General features: G+C 58.4%; 19 protein-coding genes. 7 read left to right on the plus strand and 12 right to left on the minus strand.

Annotated features, from left to right (window positions below):
• Positions 1-173: 173 nt before the first annotated feature.
• The 6 genes from msrQ to H8S56_RS13840 form a co-directional block, all read right to left on the minus strand.
• Positions 174-794: a protein-methionine-sulfoxide reductase heme-binding subunit MsrQ gene (gene msrQ / locus H8S56_RS13815; RefSeq protein ID WP_187518958.1), complete on the minus strand. Its 621-nt coding sequence runs from the start codon at positions 792-794 to the stop codon at positions 174-176.
• Positions 794-1,807, minus strand: a complete 1,014-nt coding sequence (msrP, locus tag H8S56_RS13820) for a protein-methionine-sulfoxide reductase catalytic subunit MsrP (protein WP_024689075.1) — start codon at positions 1,805-1,807, stop codon at positions 794-796. The genes msrQ and msrP overlap by 1 nt, the downstream gene beginning before the upstream one ends.
• A gap of 63 nt (positions 1,808-1,870) precedes the next feature.
• Positions 1,871-2,728 carry a CDP-diacylglycerol--serine O-phosphatidyltransferase gene (gene pssA, locus H8S56_RS13825; protein ID WP_024689076.1) on the minus strand — a complete coding sequence of 286 codons (858 nt, stop codon included), beginning with the start codon at positions 2,726-2,728 and terminating at the stop codon, positions 1,871-1,873.
• A gap of 147 nt (positions 2,729-2,875) precedes the next feature.
• Positions 2,876-3,892 carry a ketol-acid reductoisomerase gene (gene ilvC / locus H8S56_RS13830; RefSeq protein WP_024689077.1) on the minus strand — a complete coding sequence of 339 codons (1,017 nt, stop codon included), beginning with the start codon at positions 3,890-3,892 and terminating at the stop codon, positions 2,876-2,878.
• Positions 3,893-3,938: 46 nt separating this feature from the next.
• Entirely contained in the window at positions 3,939-4,430 is a 492-nt protein-coding gene (ilvN, locus tag H8S56_RS13835) for an acetolactate synthase small subunit (RefSeq protein WP_004879902.1), read from the minus strand.
• Between the two features lie 2 nt (positions 4,431-4,432).
• Positions 4,433-6,157 (minus strand): acetolactate synthase 3 large subunit, encoded by a 1,725-nt coding sequence (locus H8S56_RS13840; RefSeq protein ID WP_024689078.1) that lies wholly within the window; start codon positions 6,155-6,157, stop codon positions 4,433-4,435.
• Between the two features lie 399 nt (positions 6,158-6,556).
• Here H8S56_RS13840 and H8S56_RS13845 point away from each other — a divergent pair, with 399 nt between their 5' ends.
• Positions 6,557-6,988, plus strand: a complete 432-nt coding sequence (locus tag H8S56_RS13845) for a DUF4124 domain-containing protein (RefSeq protein WP_187518959.1) — start codon at positions 6,557-6,559, stop codon at positions 6,986-6,988.
• Between the two features lie 12 nt (positions 6,989-7,000).
• Here the strand turns inward: H8S56_RS13845 and H8S56_RS13850 are convergent, their stop codons facing one another.
• Genes H8S56_RS13850 through mrcB form a run of 3 tightly spaced genes read right to left on the minus strand, consistent with a single transcriptional unit; the run spans position 7,001 to position 10,414 of the window.
• Positions 7,001-7,330 carry a YqcC family protein gene (locus H8S56_RS13850; protein WP_187518960.1) on the minus strand — a complete coding sequence of 110 codons (330 nt, stop codon included), beginning with the start codon at positions 7,328-7,330 and terminating at the stop codon, positions 7,001-7,003.
• On the minus strand, positions 7,330-8,037 hold the full coding sequence (locus H8S56_RS13855; RefSeq protein WP_214654099.1) for a tetratricopeptide repeat protein: 708 nt from the start codon (positions 8,035-8,037) through the stop codon (positions 7,330-7,332). The genes H8S56_RS13850 and H8S56_RS13855 overlap by 1 nt, the downstream gene beginning before the upstream one ends.
• Before the next feature lie 55 nt (positions 8,038-8,092).
• Complete coding sequence (gene mrcB, locus H8S56_RS13860; protein ID WP_024689081.1) at positions 8,093-10,414, minus strand: penicillin-binding protein 1B; 2,322 nt, start codon at positions 10,412-10,414, stop codon at positions 8,093-8,095.
• Between the two features lie 131 nt (positions 10,415-10,545).
• On the opposite strand from mrcB, the gene H8S56_RS13865 reads away from it, so the two are divergent.
• Both H8S56_RS13865 and H8S56_RS13870 read left to right on the plus strand, forming a co-directional pair.
• Positions 10,546-12,084 (plus strand): bifunctional aminoglycoside phosphotransferase/ATP-binding protein, encoded by a 1,539-nt coding sequence (locus H8S56_RS13865; RefSeq protein WP_187518962.1) that lies wholly within the window; start codon positions 10,546-10,548, stop codon positions 12,082-12,084.
• A 95-nt stretch (positions 12,085-12,179) separates the two neighbouring features.
• On the plus strand, positions 12,180-12,524 hold the full coding sequence (locus H8S56_RS13870) for a pentapeptide repeat-containing protein (protein ID WP_024689083.1): 345 nt from the start codon (positions 12,180-12,182) through the stop codon (positions 12,522-12,524).
• Between the two features lie 335 nt (positions 12,525-12,859).
• Here H8S56_RS13870 and deoC read toward each other — a convergent pair whose 3' ends face one another.
• Positions 12,860-13,630 carry a deoxyribose-phosphate aldolase gene (deoC, locus tag H8S56_RS13875; RefSeq protein ID WP_187518963.1) on the minus strand — a complete coding sequence of 257 codons (771 nt, stop codon included), beginning with the start codon at positions 13,628-13,630 and terminating at the stop codon, positions 12,860-12,862.
• A 256-nt stretch (positions 13,631-13,886) separates the two neighbouring features.
• Here deoC and H8S56_RS13880 point away from each other — a divergent pair, with 256 nt between their 5' ends.
• Entirely contained in the window at positions 13,887-14,225 is a 339-nt protein-coding gene (locus H8S56_RS13880; RefSeq protein ID WP_187518964.1) for a Rieske (2Fe-2S) protein, read from the plus strand.
• Positions 14,226-14,254: 29 nt separating this feature from the next.
• Here the strand turns inward: H8S56_RS13880 and sfsA are convergent, their stop codons facing one another.
• Together sfsA and H8S56_RS13890 are read right to left on the minus strand one after the other, a co-directional pair.
• On the minus strand, positions 14,255-14,968 hold the full coding sequence (sfsA, locus tag H8S56_RS13885; RefSeq protein ID WP_187518965.1) for a DNA/RNA nuclease SfsA: 714 nt from the start codon (positions 14,966-14,968) through the stop codon (positions 14,255-14,257).
• Positions 14,968-16,140 (minus strand): pyridoxal phosphate-dependent aminotransferase, encoded by a 1,173-nt coding sequence (locus H8S56_RS13890; RefSeq protein WP_024689087.1) that lies wholly within the window; start codon positions 16,138-16,140, stop codon positions 14,968-14,970. The genes sfsA and H8S56_RS13890 overlap by 1 nt, the downstream gene beginning before the upstream one ends.
• A gap of 350 nt (positions 16,141-16,490) precedes the next feature.
• Between H8S56_RS13890 and dksA the strand changes: the two genes are divergently transcribed.
• The 3 genes from dksA (at position 16,491) to H8S56_RS13905 (ending at position 21,198) form a co-directional block, all read left to right on the plus strand.
• A complete protein-coding gene (dksA, locus tag H8S56_RS13895; protein WP_024689088.1) occupies positions 16,491-16,931 on the plus strand; it encodes an RNA polymerase-binding protein DksA in 441 nt (146 codons plus the stop codon).
• Positions 16,932-17,097: 166 nt separating this feature from the next.
• Entirely contained in the window at positions 17,098-17,985 is an 888-nt protein-coding gene (gene gluQRS / locus H8S56_RS13900) for a tRNA glutamyl-Q(34) synthetase GluQRS (protein ID WP_024695672.1), read from the plus strand.
• Positions 17,986-18,243: 258 nt separating this feature from the next.
• Positions 18,244-21,198 carry a sensor histidine kinase gene (locus tag H8S56_RS13905; protein WP_024689090.1) on the plus strand — a complete coding sequence of 985 codons (2,955 nt, stop codon included), beginning with the start codon at positions 18,244-18,246 and terminating at the stop codon, positions 21,196-21,198.
• The last annotated feature ends 17 nt before the right edge of the window (positions 21,199-21,215 follow it).

A 21,215-nucleotide genomic window follows, 5' to 3' on the forward strand; every position in this document is an offset into this window, starting at 1 on the left:
TGTCAAACTCTTTTTTCTCACCGCTGCCGATTCAAACAAACTCGACCTACTTCCTCGCTGACCTCATTCGATAAACCCTTGTAACTCATTGAATAACAAGGCTTTTTCGTTTCCGTCTGCGCCGGAAGTGGGGCGAATTATAGACACATCACAGAGCGCGTCAACAGTTAATTTCAGCTTTTTACCGATCGATTCGCCCGGACCGTACCAAGACGGGGGATTCGCCTAGCAATCATTGGGATTCTAAGGATCAGCAGCCCTCCTCCGATTACCGCATATAAGGCCCATTCCTTGAGATCGGCACGGACAATCCAGAACATATGCAGCAAACCCAAGCCTAGAATCACGTAGATCAGCCGATGCAGCTTCTTCCATCGCGCGCCCAATCGGCGCTGACTATAGCGATTGGAGGTCACAGCCAGCGCCAGAAGACAGATAAATGCGAGCGCGCCAACAATGATGTAGGGCCGCTTGACCAGCTCCACACCCAATTGCCCGAAATCCAGCCCCAGAACAAAAAGCGTGTACATGGTCATATGCAACACAACATAGGCAAAGCACCAAAGCCCTAGCTGCCGGCGTACCACGATCCAGAAAGGCCAGCCGCTTAGTCGCTGCAACGGCGTCATGGCCAACGTGATCAGCAACAGTATCAGCGCCCCTAACCCGAAGTTCTCAACCAGCGCCTTGCCCGGATCAGGACCGAGCGCAAATATCCAGGCCTGATAGAGCCAGAGAACGGGCGCAACGCATGCAGCTAGAAATACGCAGAGACGCAGTAACGGATAGCGCATCAATAGTCCTTCCGCAGATCCATGCCGGTATATAAAGAGGCAACCTCTTCCTCATACCCGTTGAACATCTTCGTATCTCGGACATTGGGACTGAACAGACCGCTCGGCAGCCGTCGCTCACGTGCCTGCGTCCAGCGAGGGTGATCGACAGTCGGGTTGACGTTGGCATAGAAGCCATATTCATTGGCCGCAATACTTTGCCACGTGGTTTTAGGCTGCTCACTGACCAGGCTGATGCGCACAATCGACTTCACGCTCTTGAAGCCATACTTCCAGGGCACGACCAATCGTAGCGGCGCGCCGTTCTGATTGGGCAGCTCTCGCCCATACATGCCCACCGCGAGGATCGCCAGAGGGTTCATCGCCTCATCCAGACGCAACCCTTCTACATAAGGCCAGTCGATCAGCGCGAAATCAGAACGCTGCCCAGGCATGGACTTGGAATCCTCCAGCGTTTCGAAACGAATGTACTTGGCCTTGGAGGTCGGCTCTACCTGCTTGAGCAAGGCCGAGATGGGAAACCCGATCCAGGGAATAACCATCGACCAGGCCTCTACGCACCGCAGACGATAGATGCGCTCCTCCAGTTGATAAGGCTTCATGAAGTCTTCGAGGGCATAGCGACCCGGCTTGCCGACCTCACCATCAATCACCACGCTCCACGGCTCGGTTTTCAGGGAGCCCGCGTTTTTCGCAGGATCGCCCTTGTCCGTCCCGAACTCATAGAAGTTGTTGTAGTGGGTCGCATCCTTGAAGGGTGTAATCGCCTCATCTTTGACATTAACCGCCTGCCATTTCGTCGCAGGAAGTTTGTCGGCAAACCATCCTGGCGCTTTGCCTGCTTCGACATCGGCGTAACGCGAGGGGTCGGCAGCACCGGCCCAGCGCGGCAAGGCGCTCACCGCCAATCCGGCAAGGGAGCTTGCCAACAGCGTACGGCGAGAAAGGTAGATGGATTCAGGCGTTACGTCGGACTCTTTGGAGTCGGACGCAGAAGGAAGCTTGATTAGCATGATGACTCCGCAGCCTAGGGGAACTGATGCACCAATAGACTACGGAGTATGGAGGAAATTAGATCAATTTGAGGATTTGTGGCGACGAAGGCGCAACAAATACTGAGCAGGGCCAGATAGCGCGTAACCGAGGAATATCAGCAGCAGAATGCGAGGCGGATCACTGAACACCACCGCGAATACCAGGACTACTGCAAGGATGGCAACGAACGGCACGCGACCTCTCAGGTCCAGCTCCTTGAAGCTGTTGTACTTGATGTTGCTGACCATCAGCATGCCAGCACCGGCAACCAGCAGCGCAACCAGGAACGACAGCTTGGACCCCTGAATGCCGAAGTCACTGAACGCCCAGACAGTACCCGCCACCACACCTGCGGCAGCCGGGCTGGCCAGACCGATGAAGTAGCGCTTGTCGGCCTTGCCCACTTGAGTGTTGAAGCGCGCCAGACGCAACGCCGCGCCTGCAACATAGATGAAGGCAACCATCCAGCCAACTTTGCCCATGTCCCCGAGTGCCCAGCCAAAAGCCAGCAAGGCGGGGGCCACACCAAAGGCGACCATGTCGGACAGCGAATCGTATTCGGCGCCGAAGGCACTTTGCGTATTGGTCATGCGCGCCACACGACCATCAAGCCCATCCAGCACCATGGCCACGAAGATGGCGATGGCGGCAAAGGCAAAGTACTTGCTGGCTCCAGCCGTATCGCCGGCACTTAGAGCACTTTGAGCGCTCATGGAGCTGATGATGGAGTAGAAGCCCGCAAACAGATTCGCGGTAGTGAACAGGTTCGGCAGTAGATAGATACCGCGATGACGGACCTTGCGCCCTTCGGCGTCGTGCCCTTCTTCAACGTGTTCATCGATAGGTAGCAGACTTTCAGCGTCAGAGGCCTTGATCGGCTCTTCAGGACGTTCGCTCATGGACATTACCTTGCAGCGGTTTGAAAAGGTTCGACAGATGTCTGCGACGAGGGTTCGTCCGCAAACGATGCAGCTTTATACCAGAGCCTGACCCCATAACGAAAAAACGCGGCCCATTGGCCGCGTTTTTTCATGAACCGGAAAAGATCAGTTCTTTTCTTTGTCGACGATTTTGTTCGCCGCGATCCAAGGCATCATCGAGCGCAGTTTCTCGCCGATGATTTCGATGCCGTGCGCAGCGTTATTACGACGCTTGGCGGTCATCGATGGGTAGCCGGTAGCGCCTTCGCTGATGAACATCTTGGCGTACTCGCCGTCCTGGATGCGCTTCAGAGCGTTACGCATGGCCTGACGGGATTCGGCGTTGATGACCTCAGGGCCGGTCACGTACTCGCCGTATTCGGCGTTGTTGGAGATCGAGTAGTTCATGTTGGCGATACCGCCTTCGTACATGAGGTCAACGATCAGCTTCAGCTCGTGCAAGCACTCGAAGTAGGCCATTTCTGGCGCGTAGCCAGCTTCAACCAGCGTTTCGAAGCCAGCCTTGACCAGCTCGACAGTACCGCCACACAGAACAGCCTGCTCGCCGAACAGGTCGGTTTCAGTCTCGTCCTTGAACGTGGTTTCGATGATACCGGTACGGCCGCCACCAACGCCCGAGGCGTAGGACAGAGCGACGTTCTTGGCGTTGCCCGATGCGTCCTGATAAACAGCGATCAGGTCAGGAATACCGCCGCCTTTGACGAATTCGGTACGCACGGTGTGGCCTGGAGCCTTCGGCGCGATCATGATCACGTCCAGGTCAGCGCGTGGCACGACCTGGTTGTAGTGGATGGCGAAACCGTGGGAGAAAGCCAGCGTTGCGCCCTTCTTCAGGTTTGGCTCGACTTCGTTCTTGTACAGTTGGGACTGGAATTCGTCCGGGGTCAGGATCATGACCAGGTCAGCAGCAGCAACGGCAGAAGCAACATCAGTCACTTTCAGGCCATGAGCTTCAGCTTTGGCGACAGTGGCCGAACCTTTGCGCAGGCCAACAGTGACATCAACGCCGGAGTCTTTCAGGTTGCACGCTTGAGCGTGGCCCTGAGAACCGTAACCGATGATGGCAACTTTCTTGCCCTGGATGATCGAAAGGTCGCAGTCTTTGTCGTAAAAAACTTTCATGGAATTCCCCTGTTATCTTGGCCGTTCAGGCCATTTGCTTAATGAGTTAAACGCTCAGCACTTTGTCGCCACGGGCAATGCCCGTCACGCCACTGCGTACTGTTTCCAGGATGGCGGCGGTGCCGATGGCCTGAATGAAGCTGTCCAGTTTGTCGCTCGTACCGCTCAACTGCACGGTATAGACGCTGGCGGTCACGTCGACGATCTGCCCGCGGAAGATATCCGTGGTGCGCTTGATCTCGGCACGCTGTGCACCGGTAGCCTTGACCTTGACCAGCATCAGCTCACGCTCGATGTGCGCGCTCTCCGACAGGTCGACCAGCTTGACCACTTCAACGAGCTTGTTGAGGTTTTTGGTGATCTGCTCGATCACCTCATCGTGGCCCACGGTGGTCAGCGTCAGACGCGACAGGGTCGGGTCCTCGGTTGGCGCAACCGTCAGGCTTTCGATGTTGTAGTTACGCTGCGAGAACAGTCCGACGACACGAGACAATGCACCCGGTTCGTTTTCCAGCAGTAGGGAAATGATGTGCCGCATGATTATGTCCGCTCCGTCTTGCTCAACCACATATCGCGCATGGAGCCGTCCTTGATCTGCATCGGATAGACGTGCTCGGTTACATCGACCTGGATGTCGAGGAAGACCAGACGGTCTGTCATGGCAAACGCTTCTTCCATCTTCGGCTTCAAATCTTTCAGGTCAGTGATGCGCATACCGACATGGCCATAGGCTTCGACCAGTTTGACGAAGTCAGGCAGCGATTCCATATAGGAATGCGAGTGACGTGCGCCATAGCTCATGTCCTGCCACTGGCGAACCATGCCCAGCACACCGTTGTTGAGCAGGATGATCTTTACAGGCAGACCGTACTGCAGGCAGGTCGACAGCTCCTGAATGTTCATCTGGATGCTGCCTTCACCGGTCACACACGCGACGTGCGCGTCCGGGAAATTCAATTTGACGCCCATGGCCGCCGGAAAACCGAAGCCCATCGTGCCCAGGCCGCCAGAGTTGATCCAGCGATTAGGCTTGTTGAAACGGTAGTACTGAGCCGCGAACATCTGGTGCTGACCCACGTCGGAGGTGACGTAGGCGTCGCCCTTGGTGACTTCGCACAGTGTTTCGATCACGGTCTGTGGCTTGATTACCGAGCCATCGCCGCGGTTGTAAGGGAACAGGTCGCCACCGGCGCGCCATTCGTCAATCTGCTTCCACCAGGCAGCGACAGATGCCTTGTCCGGGGTCTCACCGATTTCCTTCAACGTGGCGACCATCTCGGTCAATACGCTTTCGACAGGACCCACGATTGGCACATCGGCCTTGATGGTCTTGGAGATCGATGCCGGATCGATGTCGATATGAATGATCTTGGCATTCGGGCAAAACTTGCTCGCGCCATTGATCACTCGGTCATCGAAGCGCGCACCGACTGCCAGGATCACGTCGGTGTGGTGCATCGCCAGGTTGGCGGTGTAGCTGCCATGCATACCAAGCATGCCGACGAACTGACGATCCGTGCCCGGATAGCAACCCAAACCCATCAAGGTATTGGTGACCGGCGCATTGAGCAGTTGAGCCAACTCGGTCAGCGGTGCTGAGCCGTTGCCCATCACCACCCCGCCGCCGGCGTAGATGATTGGACGTTTGGCAGCCAGCAGCATCTCGACCGCCTTGCGGATCTGGCCGGAGTGGCCACGAACCGCCGGGCTGTAGGAGCGCAGCTTGGCTTTCTTGGGGAAAACGTATTCGAATTTCTCGGCCGGGTTGGTCATGTCCTTCGGGATGTCGACGACGACAGGACCGGGACGGCCGGATTGCGCCAGATAGAACGCTTTCTTCAGGACTTCCGGGATTTCCGAAGCGTGCTTGATCATGAAGCTGTGCTTCACGATCGGGCGGGAGATACCGATCATGTCGGTCTCCTGGAACGCGTCGGTGCCCACCAGCGTACTGGCGACCTGACCAGACAGAACCACCATCGGGATGGAGTCCATGTAGGCCGTGGCGATACCGGTAATTGCGTTGGTTGCCCCCGGACCGGAAGTCACCAGCACCACGCCCGCCTTGCCGGTTGCACGGGCATAGCCATCGGCCATGTGCGTGGCAGCCTGCTCGTGACGGACAAGGATGTGGCTTACGGCCGGTTCTTTGAACAGCGCGTCGTAGACATGCAGAAGGGCACCACCCGGGTACCCGTAGATGTGCTCAACGCCTTCGTCACGCAAAAAGCGGACGATCATTTCAGCGCCAGATAAAAGCTCCACGTTGTTCACCTCTAAAACGCCAGAATACCGCCCACTATGGGACGGGTCTTTATAGGTTTACTGCCAAGCAGAGCATGAGCGACGGTGGTCGCCGACTACGTCAGCACTGACTGAGCAAGTATTGGGATGTCCCTGAGTGTTGCGGAACATTCCCACCCAGCGCGAGGTAACGCGTTGCGGGTGTTACAGGTCGGCGCGGGTGTGCGCCTCATGATCTACCGAGAGGGTCTGCTTCTGGCAGTCCTTCTACAGCGAACTTTGGATTGTTGTGATTCGCCCTCCTCAAGTCAAGTCATCGTTGAGCTTTCTTGCGAGCAAGTTCCTGAAATTGCACTGTTTCAGACGCACGCGCACCGTTATGGTAGCGTTTGGGGGGCATAGACATTTCAAGGAAACACCATGCAATGGATGATATTCGCTGCCGCACTGGCAATGTCAGCGAGCGCAACCACCCAGGCCGCGTCCATCTACAAGTGGGTAGACGCCCAGGGCGTGACGCATTTCGACGCCCAGCCACCGACCGGCAAAGACGCACAACAGATCAATGTGCAGACACCTCAGCCTGCCGTGACGCCTGCAGCCCCTTCAGCCCCGACACGGCCGATCGACACGCAGCAACGCGCCGCGGACGAAAAGGTGCGGGCACAAGTGAAAGCCGAGGAAGCGAAACGGGAAGAGAACTGCGCGACCCTGCGCACCAATCTCGCGCAACTGCAAATCAATCCGCGAGTGCGCGAGCAGGTGGACGGTGAAACGAGGCGCCTGACGGACGAAAACCGCAAGACCCGTATTGCCGAGACCGAAAAGGCCCTCTCCGAGTACTGCCATTAAGCAGTAACCCGGTCAACTGGCCTCGGTGATTAAATGGTCGAATCGCGCCAGGCTTTGTTGCAGCAGCCGGGTTTCACCCAGACGCCCGGAATAGACCATCTCGGCCATCTCCAGAATGCCCGAGGCATTGGGCAGCGGAAGATCCCGTTCGAGGATGATTTTCATCCTCGGCAGGAAAATCCATTGCAGCCATTGCGCGAACTCAAGGGTATCCACACAGAACGGCTCCTGACTGGACAGGGCCTGTTCGCTGGGTGGTGTGGTATCCCACCAGCCCAGCACACGCAGCTCTCGCTCGATCAGCAACAACTGCTCGGCAACTTCCGGGAAACGCTTGTCCATTAGCGAGCCTTTTGACGCGCCAGCGCAGCGCCTGCCGAATCACCCTGCTTCTCGCGGGACTGAGCGATCAGCTCCCACAAGCTTGTCTGAAGACTCGCACGCCCGTTGGCGTAAGTCAGACCACGGCGAGCCAACTGCTCAGCCTGAGCGGCGTCGCCCTGGGCCAGCCGCACCTGCGCGAGACGATAAAGCACTTGCGGCTCACGAGGTGCCAAACGTTGCGCACGCTCAAGGCTCGACGAAGCGCCGTTGAGATCGCCACCACTCTGTTGCTGCTGCGCTGTTGTCAGCAAAGCCAGCACCGGGCCATCCAGTTGCTCGTCCTCGGAAAGGCCGCCGCTATTACCGGATGGAATTCCGCTCGGCGCAGAGGCAGCAGGGATGCTGTAACTGTTGTTGTTCATCGGCGCGGAATTGATCGGCGGCTGATTCACAGGTGCTGTGTCGATAGGCTGGCTATCCACGCTGAAAGGCGCCTGACTGGCCGGAGCTGAAAAGCTCTGACCCGAATCGCTGCCGCCTGCACCCGGAACCATCACCACCACACCCGAATCCTGAGGCACGGCCTGAGGTTGCTGGGCCTGTACGGTATTAGTCCGGTTCACGCCGCTACGCGATGCCGAAACACGCTCGCCGTTGGAGACTTTCGAGCTCGAATCCACAACCGGAATCGAGCCGCGTTGCACGCTGGCACAGCCGTTGAGCAATGCCAGAGCCGTTAAAGCGGGTATCCACCATTTATTCACTTCAAACCCTCATTGCTTAGTTCAACCAACCCTTGACCCAGTCCATCACCTCAGTGGCAGGTGCCGGAGTGCCGCCACATGTGGCGCCGGGCTGGGGTTCACTGCCGCGAATATACGGCATCTGTACAGCATTCGGGCAGCTGGCATCGGATCCCTGACCAGTCTGGGCGTTGACCCAGGCCTGAACCACGTTATCCGGCATCGCCATGTCCAGCGGCAGTGGGTCGGCCTTGCGCATGAAACTGGTCCAGACCTGCAAGGCACCTGTGGCACCGGTAAACGGCGTCTTGCCGTTGTCGTCGCGCCCCATCCATACCACGGCCAGCAAGTCCTGGCTGAAGCCTGCGAACCAGCTGTCGCGAGAATCGTTACTGGTGCCGGTCTTGCCCGCCAGGTTCAACGAACTCGGCAATACGCTGTAGACCGACTTGCCGGTACCTTCACGCATGACGCGCTGCATTGCATTCTGGACCAGATAAATGGCACCCGGATCGAAGCGTTGTTCAATCTGGAACGGATAGCGCTTGAGCGGCTCGCCTTCGGCGGTCAGTACGCTGCGAATACCGCGCATTGGCGTGTTGAAGCCGCCACTGGCGATGGTCTGGTACATGGTGGCGACTTCCATCGGGCTCAGGCCGCCAGCCCCCAGCAGCATGGACGGATAAGCAGGCCATTCACGCGTCACGCCCAGCTTTGCAAGGGTCTTGAAGACACTTGGAATTCCCAGTTCGAGACCCAGCTTGGCAGTGGACAGGTTGTAGGAATGCGCCAGTCCCTGATAGAGGAAGATGTTGCCGTGGGACTTGCGATCATAGTTCTGCGGCTTCCAGATCTGGCCATCTGCGCCTTTGACCTGAAACAGCTCGTCGGCGATCCAACTGGTCAGCGTGTACTGGCTCGGGCGCTCCAGCGCAGTCAGATAAATGGCTGGCTTGACCAGCGAGCCAATCGGGCGGACCGCGTCAATGGCGCGGTTGAAGCCCGCGAACCCGGCCTGACGACTGCCGAGCAGGGCTTGAACTTCGCCGGTTTCAGGGTTTGTCACGACCATCGCTGCTTCGACCTCGTCCGCCCCCTTGCGCCCGGACAGACGCTTGAACGTATCGTCCATGGCCGCCTGAGACTTCATCTGCAGGATCGGATCGAAGCTGGTAAAGATACGCAGCCCCTCCTCGGTCAAGTCTTCGTCTCGATAGTCTTCACGCAACTGACGCTTGACCAGATCCAGGAAGCCTGGGAACGAGCTGTCGGCCAGGGAGCCGGTCTTGGTCACGCCCAAAGGCATTTTCTTGGCGGCAGCCACGACGTCGGCCGTGGCAACACCCTGCTGCTCGAACAGGTCCAGGACCAGATTACGGCGCTCAAGCGCTCGTTCGGGGTTGCGACGCGGGTTATAGAAGGACGGCCCCTTGACCAGCCCGACCAGCATCGCGACTTGATGAATCTTCAGTTCCGACAGTGGCTGGCTGAAGAAATACTGGCTGGCCAATCCAAAACCGTGGACCGCGCGCTGGCCGTCCTGGCCCACGAATACCTCGTTGAGGTAAGCCTCCAGGATTTCCTGCTTGCTGTAATGAATTTCCAGCAAGACAGCCATCATCGCTTCAGTCAGCTTGCGCGTGAGGCTGCGCTCGTTGGTCAGGTAGAAGTTTTTGACCAACTGCTGGGTCAGCGTACTGCCGCCCTGACGCATCTGTCCTTGCGAGGTGTTGACCCAGATCGCGCGGGCAATGGACTTGGGCGATACACCGAAGTGGTGATAGAAATCGCGGTCTTCGACCGCCACCAGCCCATCGAGCAGATAAGGCGGGGCCTGGTCGAGCTTGATAAGAATCCGGTCTTCCAGATTTTTCGGGTACAGGCCACCGATCAGCAGCGGCTCAAGCCTTGCCACAGCGAGCTTGCCGCCGTTGCCCGATGACAGGTCAGCGACGTAATCGCCGGAGAAACGCACACGAACCTGCTGGGCCGGGTCCGTCCCTTCATAGAACTGGAAACCTCGGGTATTCAGGTCGACGGTGTTGCCGTTGACCGCAGCCGCGCCAGGACCATTGGCCACGCTTTCGCGACGATAGCCCAGCGCATCGAGTTCGATGAGAAAGTCATCGCGGCTAAGTTTCTGGCCGACGAACAGCTCCAGAGGACGCGCATAGACCTTCGCGGGAATCGTCCAGCGCTTGCCGGAGAATTTCTCCTGAACGATCGCATCAAGGTAGATGGCCAGACCGGCCAGGAGCACCAGGCCGACAATACTGAGCTTCAACGCCCAGCCCAGCCACTTGCGCAGGCTGCCTGACGGTTGTTTTTTTGCGGGACGGGAAGTACGGGATCGAGTCATGGGCGCGGATTATACGCACTTTGCCGGGCTTCGACAGACGCCCAATTAGCCGGTTTGCAGCCTTGCGCCAAGCGGCCATAATGTCGGCATAGAGCAGTTACATTTTTGAATCCATTCTTGAAGGATCGTCCGTGAGCCAGTCTCTCATCGCAGCCCTGCAGAACCCCGCCCTCTTCCCCCATCCGGTAGAAGACTTTCAGGTCATCGAAACGCACATTTCCTGGGTCCTGCTCACCGGGCCTTACGTCTACAAGTTCAAGAAACCAGTCAATTTCGGCTTTCTCGACTTCACAACGCTGGCGTTGCGTGAACACTTCTGCCACGAAGAACTGCGTCTGAATCAGCGTCTGACCGACGATCTTTACCTTGAAGTGATTCCGGTCACCGGCTCGGTCGAAGCTCCACAACTGGGCGGCAGCGGTGAAGTCATCGAATACGCCCTCAAGATGCGCCAGTTTCCGCAGAGCGGCCTGCTCAGCACGCTGCAAGCCAATGGCGAACTGACAACCGGCCATATCGACGAGCTGGCAGCGCAGATTGCCGAGTTCCACCTGAAAGCTCCGCATGTGACCTCAGAATCGGAATTGGGCTCGCCTGAAAGCGCGATGGCACCCGTCGTACAAAATTTTGAGCAGATTCGCCCTTTGATCAGCGAAAAATCTGATCTGACACAACTTGATGCCCTACAAGCCTGGGCCGAGTCGAGCTTCGAACGCCTCAAGCCTCTGCTGACTCAGCGCAAAACGGAAGGCTTCATCCGCGAGTGCCACGGGGACATTCACTTGGGCAACGCGACGCTAATCGACGGCAAGGTGGTGTTGTTCGACTGCATCGAATTCAACGAACCGTTTCGCAAGACCGACGTTTACGCAGACATCGGCTTCCTGGCCATGGACCTGGAAGATCGCGGCCTGAAGTCGCTGTCTCGGCGTCTGATCAGCCAATACCTGGAAAAAACCGGCGATTATGAAGGCCTGGAGTTGCTCAACTTCTACAAGGCTTATCGGGCAATGGTACGCGCCAAGGTCGCGCTGTTCAGCCAGCCTGCCGACGCCGATGGTGTGCAGCGCGCCGCCACCCTTCGCCAATACCGCAACTACGCCAATCTGGCCGAAAGCTACAGCGCCATTCCTTCGCCCTTTCTGGTCATCACCCATGGCGTATCCGCTGTTGGCAAAAGCCACGTCGCGATGCGTCTGGTCGAATCGCTGGGTGCGATCCGCCTGCGCTCGGACGTGGAGCGCAAACGCATGTTCTCCCAGGAAAGCTCGACACTCTATGGCGAGCAAGCCAGCAGCGCGACGTATGACCGCCTTCACGAACTGGCTGGCGAGACGCTGCGCGCCGGGTTCTCAGTGGTGATCGATGCAACCTACCTGAAGCATGAACAACGCAAAGCCGCCGCCAAGGTCGCCGAGACCACGGGTGTTCCGTTTCTTATTCTCGACTGCGAAGCCCCGGATGCGGTCATCGCAGGCTGGCTTGAACAGCGCCAGGCGCAAAACGACGACCCGTCAGATGCGACGATGGACGTCATCAGGGCTCAGCAAGCCAGTCGCGAGCCACTCACCGCCGAAGAAATCGCCTGCAGCAAACCTGTGGCGACCCATCAAAGCGGCGATCTGGATCAATTGATCGAGCAAGTGCGCCAACGCCTTCCAGGGCTCTGAATCGCAGGTTCAGCCGTTGGGCAGGTAATGCTTCACGGCAAAACAATAGTGGCGATACAATGGCGTCATAATTCCAACGCAACCTCGAGGCCATCATGAGCCAGCCCAAACAGATCGACTCACCGCTTTATATGATGTTGCGTAAAGACAACGTCGAGGGCTTCAACCAAGAGAAGCCGAAAACCGGCACGATCGACATGGTCGGCGGCGATTTTCGGGGGCTGGATCTGCGTGAACTGGACACCACAGGCATCGACTTCACCGACGCCTATTTCCGTTCCGCCGATCTGCGTGGCCTGGATCTACGCAATACCCCAATGGAAGGCGCGAGCATCGCTCATGCACAGATTTCAGGGGTATTTTTCCCGGCTGAGCTGACGGCTGACGAGATTCTGATGTCGGTGAATTTCGGTACCCGCCTGCGCTACCGCACCCGCTGAATCTATTCAGTCCTGCCCCGGCATGCGCAACGCATGCCGGGCGGCGATGCGCGAATACCTTCAAACCTGTCTGCTTCAACGCTCCCAGATCCATTACCTGACCAAACCTGTGCTACTGCAAGGGTTTTGAGCTGACGGCTGCGTGCTGGAAAACAGGTGTTGACTTAGAAATGAGAATCGTTATGATTATCACATCCGGTCGCGAGACTGGACGATACCTGAAAGACCTTGGTTCGGACTTTCAGATTATCTCCTCATCAGGCTAATCACGGTTTTTGACCCGGCTTTTTGCCGGGTCTTTTTTTGCCCGCGAAATAGCTTCAGGCCGCTGCGATTCAGTTGGCTGATTGATGCACGCCCAGGTGCACCAGCAGATCATCCAGCAGGCTCGACGCCCCCAGGCGCACGCGATCAGCGCCTGTCCATTGTGCGCCGAAACGTGCCTGGGCTAATTGCATGAAGAGCCGGGCGTCTTCCAGCGTCCGAATGCCGCCCGCCGCCTTGAACCCGGCCTGCCCGCCCACTTCGGCAATGGATTCGAGCATGATCCGCGCCGCTTGAGGCGTCGCGTGAGTGACGGCCTTGCCGGTGCTGGTCTTGATAAAGTTGGCGCCCGCCTCGATCGCCGTCTGACAGGCAGTGCGGATGAGCTGGGGATCACGTAACTCTCCGGTCTCCAGCGTTACCGTCAGTTTGATGCCGTTGGAACACATGGCTTTGCAGGCCGAGACCAGGTCCAGGCCTATTTGCAGATCGCCACTGAGCAGTGCACGAAACGGGTAGACCACGTCAATTTCGTCAGCCCCTGAAACAATAGCCGCACGTGTCTCGGAGGCCACAGACTCGATAAGTACTCCTCCGTGGGGGAAGTTGACCGCGGCCACGACGCTCACTGAGTGAGCCATCAACCGATCCAGCGTCGTGCGCGCCAGGCATACGAAACGCGGAGAAACGCAGACCGCGGCCACTGGCCCCAGAGGCGTCAACGCACGCTGGCAAATGCCCATGACGCGCTGCTCGGTGTCGTCGTTGTTCAAGGCGAACAACTCCAGCAATGCAATGGCCTGACGCGCCAGTTGCTCGTTATCCGTGGTGATCGTATTCATGCCGTTTCACTCTTAAAAACATGAGCGGGACGATATATGACGCACCGCTTGAAAGGCCCGCCGTCCGACCTTAAGAGAGAGGTACTACGCCAACATGAGAAGAGTCCGACTCAATCATTGATCGGGAGCCGCAGCCATGACTTCCGGCTTCTGTTCAGGTCTGGTGGGATAATCCGACAGCGCGACTCGCGCCTTGACCTGCCACACTAACCGGGTAGGTATAAGAAACGTCGATGAACACCGCCGTGGAGGCTGTTTGAAACTACTTTGTCCATCAAGCTATCTGGCCGAGTCGCAGAGCCGAGGCCTGGAAGTCGATGACATCAGGTTGTTGGCGGTGCGTCGGCACGGCGAGGTCTTCGTTTACAAGAACCGCTGCCCACATCGTGGCATCGCCCTAGAGTGGCAAGCGGACCAGTTTCTGGACAGCAGCGCCAGCCTGATCCAGTGCGCCACCCATGGCGCGCTGTTCCTGATTGAAAATGGCGAATGTGTTGCCGGACCTTGTGAGGGACAGTCATTGACAGCGGTGGCGTGCCGCGAAGATGAGCGGGGCATCTGGGTAGCACTGCCCGCGAGCGACGAGGACTCATAAAGCACTCTGAGGACGCGCTCCACGCCGGGTCACTTCGTCCATTGCACCTGCAAACGCCGATCGATGCGGATCGCCTGCGGCGTCAACTGCACGCCATAGGCCAGGATCTCCACGCCGGCGTCGATGGCGTCGCGCAATGCAGCGGCATAAGCCGGGTCGATCTCTTCAGCTGGACGTACCGCTTCGATTCCCGTCAGGTTGCAGCAATACAACAGCACTGCACGCACGCCGTCTCGCGCCAGCGTCGCGAGTTCACGCAGATGACGGGCGCCACGCTGGGTCACAGCGTCCGGAAATGCCGCAACGCCGGTGCCGTCGAAACCAAGCGTTACACTTTTAACTTCAAGGTACAGATAGCCCTCGGGGTATTCGAGCCGAAAGTCCACACGGCTTTTTTCCTGTCCATAGGCCACCTCGCGCTTGAGCCCGGTGAATCCGGCAAGCTCGCTGATCACGCCAGCGCGCAGCGCTTCCTCCACCAATGTATTGGCGCGGCCGGTATTGATGCAGGCAAAACGTCCCTGCGGCGTCTCGCTGATTTCCCAAGTCCCTGGCAGCTTGCGCTTGGGGTCGCTGGAGCGACTGAACCACACACGCCCGCCCGGCATCATGCAATTGAGCATCGAGCCGGTATTGGGGCAATGAATGGTCAGCCGCTCGCCGCTGTCGGTTTCGATGTCAGCGAGAAAGCGTTTGTAACGAACAATCAGGCGACCCTGCTCAAGTTCAGGCGAAAAATGCATCAGGCGCTCCAACTGCGCAGGCCACGCGTGATGCGCTCGACGGCCTCTTGCAACCTGGGCAGGTTCTGCGTGTAGGCAAAACGCACGTGATGCCCGGCCAGATGACGGCCAAAATCCAGCCCCGGCGTGAACGCCACATGCTCGGTTTCCAGAAAGTGCCGGCAGAATGCGAACGCATCGCCACCGAAGGCGCTGATATCGGCGTAGAGGTAGAACGCGCCCTCTGGCTCGACGGCGATACCGAAGCCCAGTTCACGCAACGCCGGTAACAGGAAGTCACGGCGACGTCCGAACTCTTCGCGGCGCTGCTCCAGAATCTCCAGTGTTTGAGGCTCGAAACAGGCGAGCGCTGCGTATTGCGCCATGCTCGGCGCGCTGATGTAGAGGTTTTGCGCCAGCTTTTCCAGATCCGCTACCGCATCGTCGGGCGCAACCAGCCAGCCCAGACGCCACCCCGTCATGCCAAAATATTTTGAAAAACTGTTGAGCACGAACGCGTCGTTATCGACTTCCAGCACGCTGCTTGCATCCATGCCGTACGTGAGGCCGTGATAGATCTCATCCACCACCAGATGCCCGTCGCGCGCTTTCAGCGTCTGCGAAAGCGCCGCCAGCTCGTCGCGGTGCAGCAACGTGCCGGTCGGGTTGGCCGGCGATGCCACCAATGCGCCCACGCTGTCGCCATTCCAGTGCCGCTCGACCAGCTCGGGGGTCAACTGGTAACGCTCCTCAGGGCCTACTGGCACCAATTGCGCACCGCCCTCGACCAGCCGCAGGAAATGCCGGTTGCACGGATAGCCAGGGTCAGCGAGCAACCAGTGCTTGCCCGGATCGACCAGCAGACTGCTGGCTAGCAATAAAGCGCCCGAACCGCCTGGGGTGACGAGAATCCGTTGCGGGTCAATACTGACCTGATAGCGTTGCGCATAGAAACCGGAGATGGCCTCACGTAGCTCGGGCAGGCCCCGGGCAGCGGTGTAGCGCGTCTTGCCGTTTGCCAACGCGGCCTGGCCCGCCGCAATGATCGGGTCGGCCGTGGTGAAATCAGGCTCACCTATTTCAAGGTGAATGACATCGTGTCCCATTGCCTGCAATTCGTTGGCGCGCGCCAACAGCGCCATGACGTGAAAGGGTTCGATGGCACGACTGCGCGCGCTGTAAGGCTGGGCCATGGGTCTTCCTTTATGGAGAAGGCGTGTAGAAATATGTCTGTCATGACAGAGGGGCACGATTCTACCCAACCCCAGACTTGCGGTGCGCTAAATGATCCGCCGGAGGGTATCGATAAATCTTGAATAAAAGAAAGCTACGACGGCCGCCAAAGACTAGAGTTCATTTAAAGCACGGCCAGTTTTGTCAGGGTCGTCCCGGTAACCAGACCGCGTCGTCATGCTCGACAACCGGGAGTAGCGCACTCCGATTTGATCTGGTAAGTTCGCCCGCTTGCAGCTGCAGGGCCGACGGGTGTCGGTGATGGAACAATCCTGCGCAATAGATTAGAAGAGTGAGAGGCGGTCCCTACATGCCCACCCAAGAAAAGCAACAGAACCATCTAATCAGCGGCTTTGAACCCTACGTTGCAACGAAGGGTGAAGAGTACATGAGCGAGCCGATGCGCGCGCACTTCACCAAGATCCTGAACAAGTGGAAACAGGACCTGATGCAAGAGGTCGACCGCACGGTAGACCACATGAAGGACGAGGCTGCCAACTTCCCAGATCCGGCCGACCGCGCCAGTCAGGAAGAAGAATTCAGTCTGGAACTTCGTGCCCGTGACCGCGAGCGCAAGCTGATCAAGAAGATCGACAAGACGCTGCAACTCATTCTTGATGAGGAATATGGCTGGTGCGATTCCTGCGGTGTAGAAATCGGCATTCGCCGTCTCGAAGCCCGTCCGACCGCCGACCTGTGCATCGACTGCAAGACCCTCGCAGAAATCAAGGAAAAACAGGTCGGTAAATGACCTGTCAGGGCCTGCCTTGAATGAAAAAGACGCTTAGGCGTCTTTTTTGGTTTTTGCGGATCATCTGCGTGTTTACGAACGCTTGCCTGTATCGACCGGCCGGCTTCCAACAAACGCCCTACTGCCGCGCTTGATAGCCCAACCTGAGCCCCAGTACCATCCGGCCATGAAAAAATCTGCCTATATCGGGCGCTTTGCGCCAACGCCCAGCGGTTATCTGCACTTTGGCTCGCTGGTGGCGGCGCTCGCCTCGTACCTGGACGCGCGTGCCGCAGGCGGCCAGTGGCTGATGCGCATGGAAGACCTGGATCCGCCTCGCGAAGTGCCGGGCGCACAACTCGCTATTCTCGAAACGCTGGAGCGCTACGGCTTTGAATGGGACGGCGAGCTGATCCGCCAGAGCGAACGCCACGACGCTTACGCAGCCGTTATCAATCGCTGGTTCAGCCATGGCCTGGCCTATGCCTGCACCTGCTCACGCAAACAGCTCGAAGCGTATCAAGGCGTGTACCCGGGATTGTGTCGCAACGCAGGGCATTCGCCCGAGAATGCGGCGATACGCATTCGCGTGCCGGAACTGGAGTATTGCTTCGAAGACCGGGTGCAGGGCACCTTGCGCATGCACCTGGGCAATGAAAGCGGGGACTTTGTGATTCGTCGACGCGATGGCCTGTACGCCTATCAACTGGCCGTCGTCATCGATGATGCCTGGCAAGGCGTGACCGATATCGTGCGCGGCGCGGATCTGCTGGATTCGACACCGCGTCATTTGTATCTGCAGGAATTGCTGGGTATTGCTGCGCCGCGCTACCTGCATGTGCCACTGATTACCCAGCCGGACGGCCACAAACTCGGCAAGTCCTACCGTTCACCACCACTCCCGGCCGATCAGGCCACGCCCCTGCTGCTGCGCGCATTGCGTGCACTGGGCCAGCCGACTGATTCACAGCTGGATTATGGAACACCTCAAGAGGTACTGGCCTGGGGTATTGCGCACTGGAATGCCGATCTGATCCCCAGGCAGCGCAACATTGAAGAAGCCCGGATAGACTGAGCCAGAGCGGTTGCTGAAAACTACTGCTCATGGCTACTTGCAGCTTGTCGCGCATCCGTTACCATGCCGCTCCTCATCTACCAGCGCAGGGAGACCAGATGTACATATACCGGTTGGTTTTGCTTCTGGTGGTAGGTATTTACCTTTTTTCTCCGGCCATCATGGATTGGTGGATCGACGCGACAGGCGCCTGGTATAGGCCCTACTTGCTGTGGCTGATCCTGATCGTGGTGACCTTTATTCTGCAAAGCCAGCGAGATGCCGATGAGCTTTAGCCTGACGCAGATGTTGCTGGTGAGTGCCGGCTATCTGCTGGTGCTGTTTGGTGTGGCCTGGGTCAGCGAACGCGGCCTGATTCCGCGCGCAATCATTCGCCATCCGCTGACCTACACCTTGTCGCTGGGCGTGTACGCCAGCGCCTGGGCGTTTTACGGCACGGTCGGGCTGGCCTATCAGTATGGTTATGGGTTTCTGTCCAGCTATCTGGGTGTTTCCGGAGCGTTTTTGCTGGCGCCCGTCTTGCTTTACCCGATTCTAAAAATCACTCGCACCTATCAGTTGTCATCGCTGGCCGACCTGTTTGCGTTCCGCTTTCGCAGCACCTGGGCAGGTGCGCTGACCACAGTGTTCATGCTGATCGGGGTATTACCGCTGCTGGCGTTGCAGATTCAAGCCGTGGCGGACTCGATCAGCATCATGACCCGCGAGCCCGTGCAGGATCGGGTCGCGGTTGCTTTTTGCGCGATCATCATGCTGTTCACGATCTTCTTCGGCTCACGGCATATCGCAACCCGTGAAAAACACGAAGGGCTGGTCTTCGCCATCGCGTTTGAATCGCTGATCAAGCTGATTGCCCTGGGCGGTGTCGGCCTGTATGCGTTGTACGGCGTGTTCGATGGTCCACAACAGCTGGAACTGTGGCTGCTGCAGAACCAGACCGCCCTCGCTTCTTTGCACACGCCGCTGCAGGAAGGACCGTGGCGAACGCTGCTGCTGGTGTTCTTTGCGTCAGCCATCGTCATGCCGCACATGTACCACATGACGTTCACCGAAAACCTGAACCCGCGCTCGCTGGTCAGCGCGAGCTGGGGCCTGCCGCTCTTCCTGCTGTTGATCAGCCTGGCCGTCCCGCTGATTCTGTGGGCCGGGCTAAAGCTTGGCGCGACCACCAGCCCTGAATACTTCACCCTCGGCATCGGTATCGCCGCCAACAAACCGACATTGGCGTTGCTCGCCTACATTGGCGGGCTGTCAGCGGCCAGCGGGTTGATCATCGTCACCACGCTGGCGCTGTCGGGCATGGCGCTCAACCACTTGGTGCTGCCGCTTTATCAACCTCCGGCCGAAGGCAATATCTACCGCTGGCTGAAGTGGACCCGACGCGGACTGATCGTGGCGATTATCGCCGCCGGGTATGGCTTCTATCTGTTGCTGGGCGCCCAGCAGGATCTGGCCAACCTGGGCATCGTCGCGTTCGTCGCAACGCTGCAGTTCCTGCCGGGCGTGCTGTCAGTGCTGTACTGGCCGACCGCCAACCGACGCGGCTTCATCGCGGGCCTGCTGGCCGGGATCGCGGTCTGGGTGGTGAGCATGCTGCTGCCGTTGATCGGTGGCCTGCAAGGTTTCTACATCCCACTGCTGAACATGATCTACGTGCTGGACGATACCAGTTGGCACATGGCGGCCATTGCGTCGCTGGCCGCCAACGTGCTGCTGTTCACCCTGGTATCGCTGTTCACCAACGCCAGCGCCGAGGAAGTCAGCGCTGCGGAGGCCTGCGCCGTGGACAACGTGCGCAGACCACAACGACGTGAGCTACACGCGGTATCCCCGCAGGAGTTCGCCACCCAACTGGCCAAACCGCTGGGCGCGAAGGCTGCGCAGAAAGAAGTCGAACAGGCCCTGCGTGATCTGTATCTGCCGTTCGACGAACGTCGGCCTTATGCACTACGTCGATTACGCGACCGTATAGAGGCCAACCTGTCCGGCCTGATGGGCCCCAGCGTCGCCCAGGACATGGTAGAAACCTTCCTGCCGTACAAATCGGGCAGCGAAAAATATGTCACCGAAGACATCCACTTCATCGAAAGCCGGCTGGAAGATTACCACTCGCGCCTGACCGGACTTGCCGCCGAACTCGATGCCCTGCGCCGCTACCATCGGCAGACCCTGCAGGAGCTGCCGATGGGCGTGTGCTCGCTGGCCGAGGACCAGGAAATCCTGATGTGGAACCGCGCAATGGAGGAACTGACCGGCATCGTCGCGCAGCGCGTCGTGGGCTCGCGTCTGGAAACCATCGCCGAGCCATGGAAAGGGCTGCTGATCGGGTTCATCAGCGTGCCTGACGAACACTTGCACAAGCAGCGACTGGCCCTGGACGGACAGACGCGCTGGCTCAACCTGCACAAGGCGGCGATCAACGAACCACTCGCACCGGGCAACAGCGGCCTGGTGCTGCTGGTCGAAGACCTGACTGATACGCAGATGCTCGAAGACAAGCTGGTGCACTCCGAACGCCTCGCCAGCATCGGTCGACTGGCGGCAGGCGTTGCCCACGAAATCGGTAACCCTATTACGGGCATTGCCTGCCTGGCGCAGAACCTTCGAGAAGAACGTGAAGAAGACGACGAACTGAAGGAAATCAGCAGCCAGATTCTCGAACAGACCAAACGCGTGTCGCGTATCGTGCAGTCGCTGATGAGCTTTGCCCATGCCGGTGCTCATCAGCACAGTGACGAAGCCGTCTGTCTGGCCGAAGTGGCGCAGGATGCCATCGGCCTGCTGGCATTGAACCGGCGCAATTTCGAAGTTCAGTTCTACAACCTGTGCAACCCCGAACACTGGGTCGATGGCGACCCGCAGCGGCTTGCACAAGTGCTGATCAACCTGCTCTCCAACGCGCGCGATGCATCGCCCGCAGGCAGCGCAGTGCGGGTCAAGAGCGAGGCATCCGAACACACTGTGGACTTGATCGTCGAAGACGAAGGCAGTGGCATTCCCAAGGCAATCATGGATCGATTGTTCGAGCCATTCTTCACCACCAAGGATCCCGGTGAAGGAACAGGACTGGGCCTTGCGCTGGTCTATTCCATCGTTGAAGAGCATTATGGACAAATCACTATCGACAGCCCGGCCGACCCCGAGCACCAGCGTGGTACCCGTATCCGGGTGACTCTGCCACGCCATGTCGACGCGACGTCCACCGCGAACTGAGACCGTCGAGAGAACTG

The organism is Pseudomonas triticifolii (assembly GCF_014358015.1).
GTDB classification, from domain to species: Bacteria; Pseudomonadota; Gammaproteobacteria; order Pseudomonadales; family Pseudomonadaceae; genus Aquipseudomonas; species Aquipseudomonas triticifolii.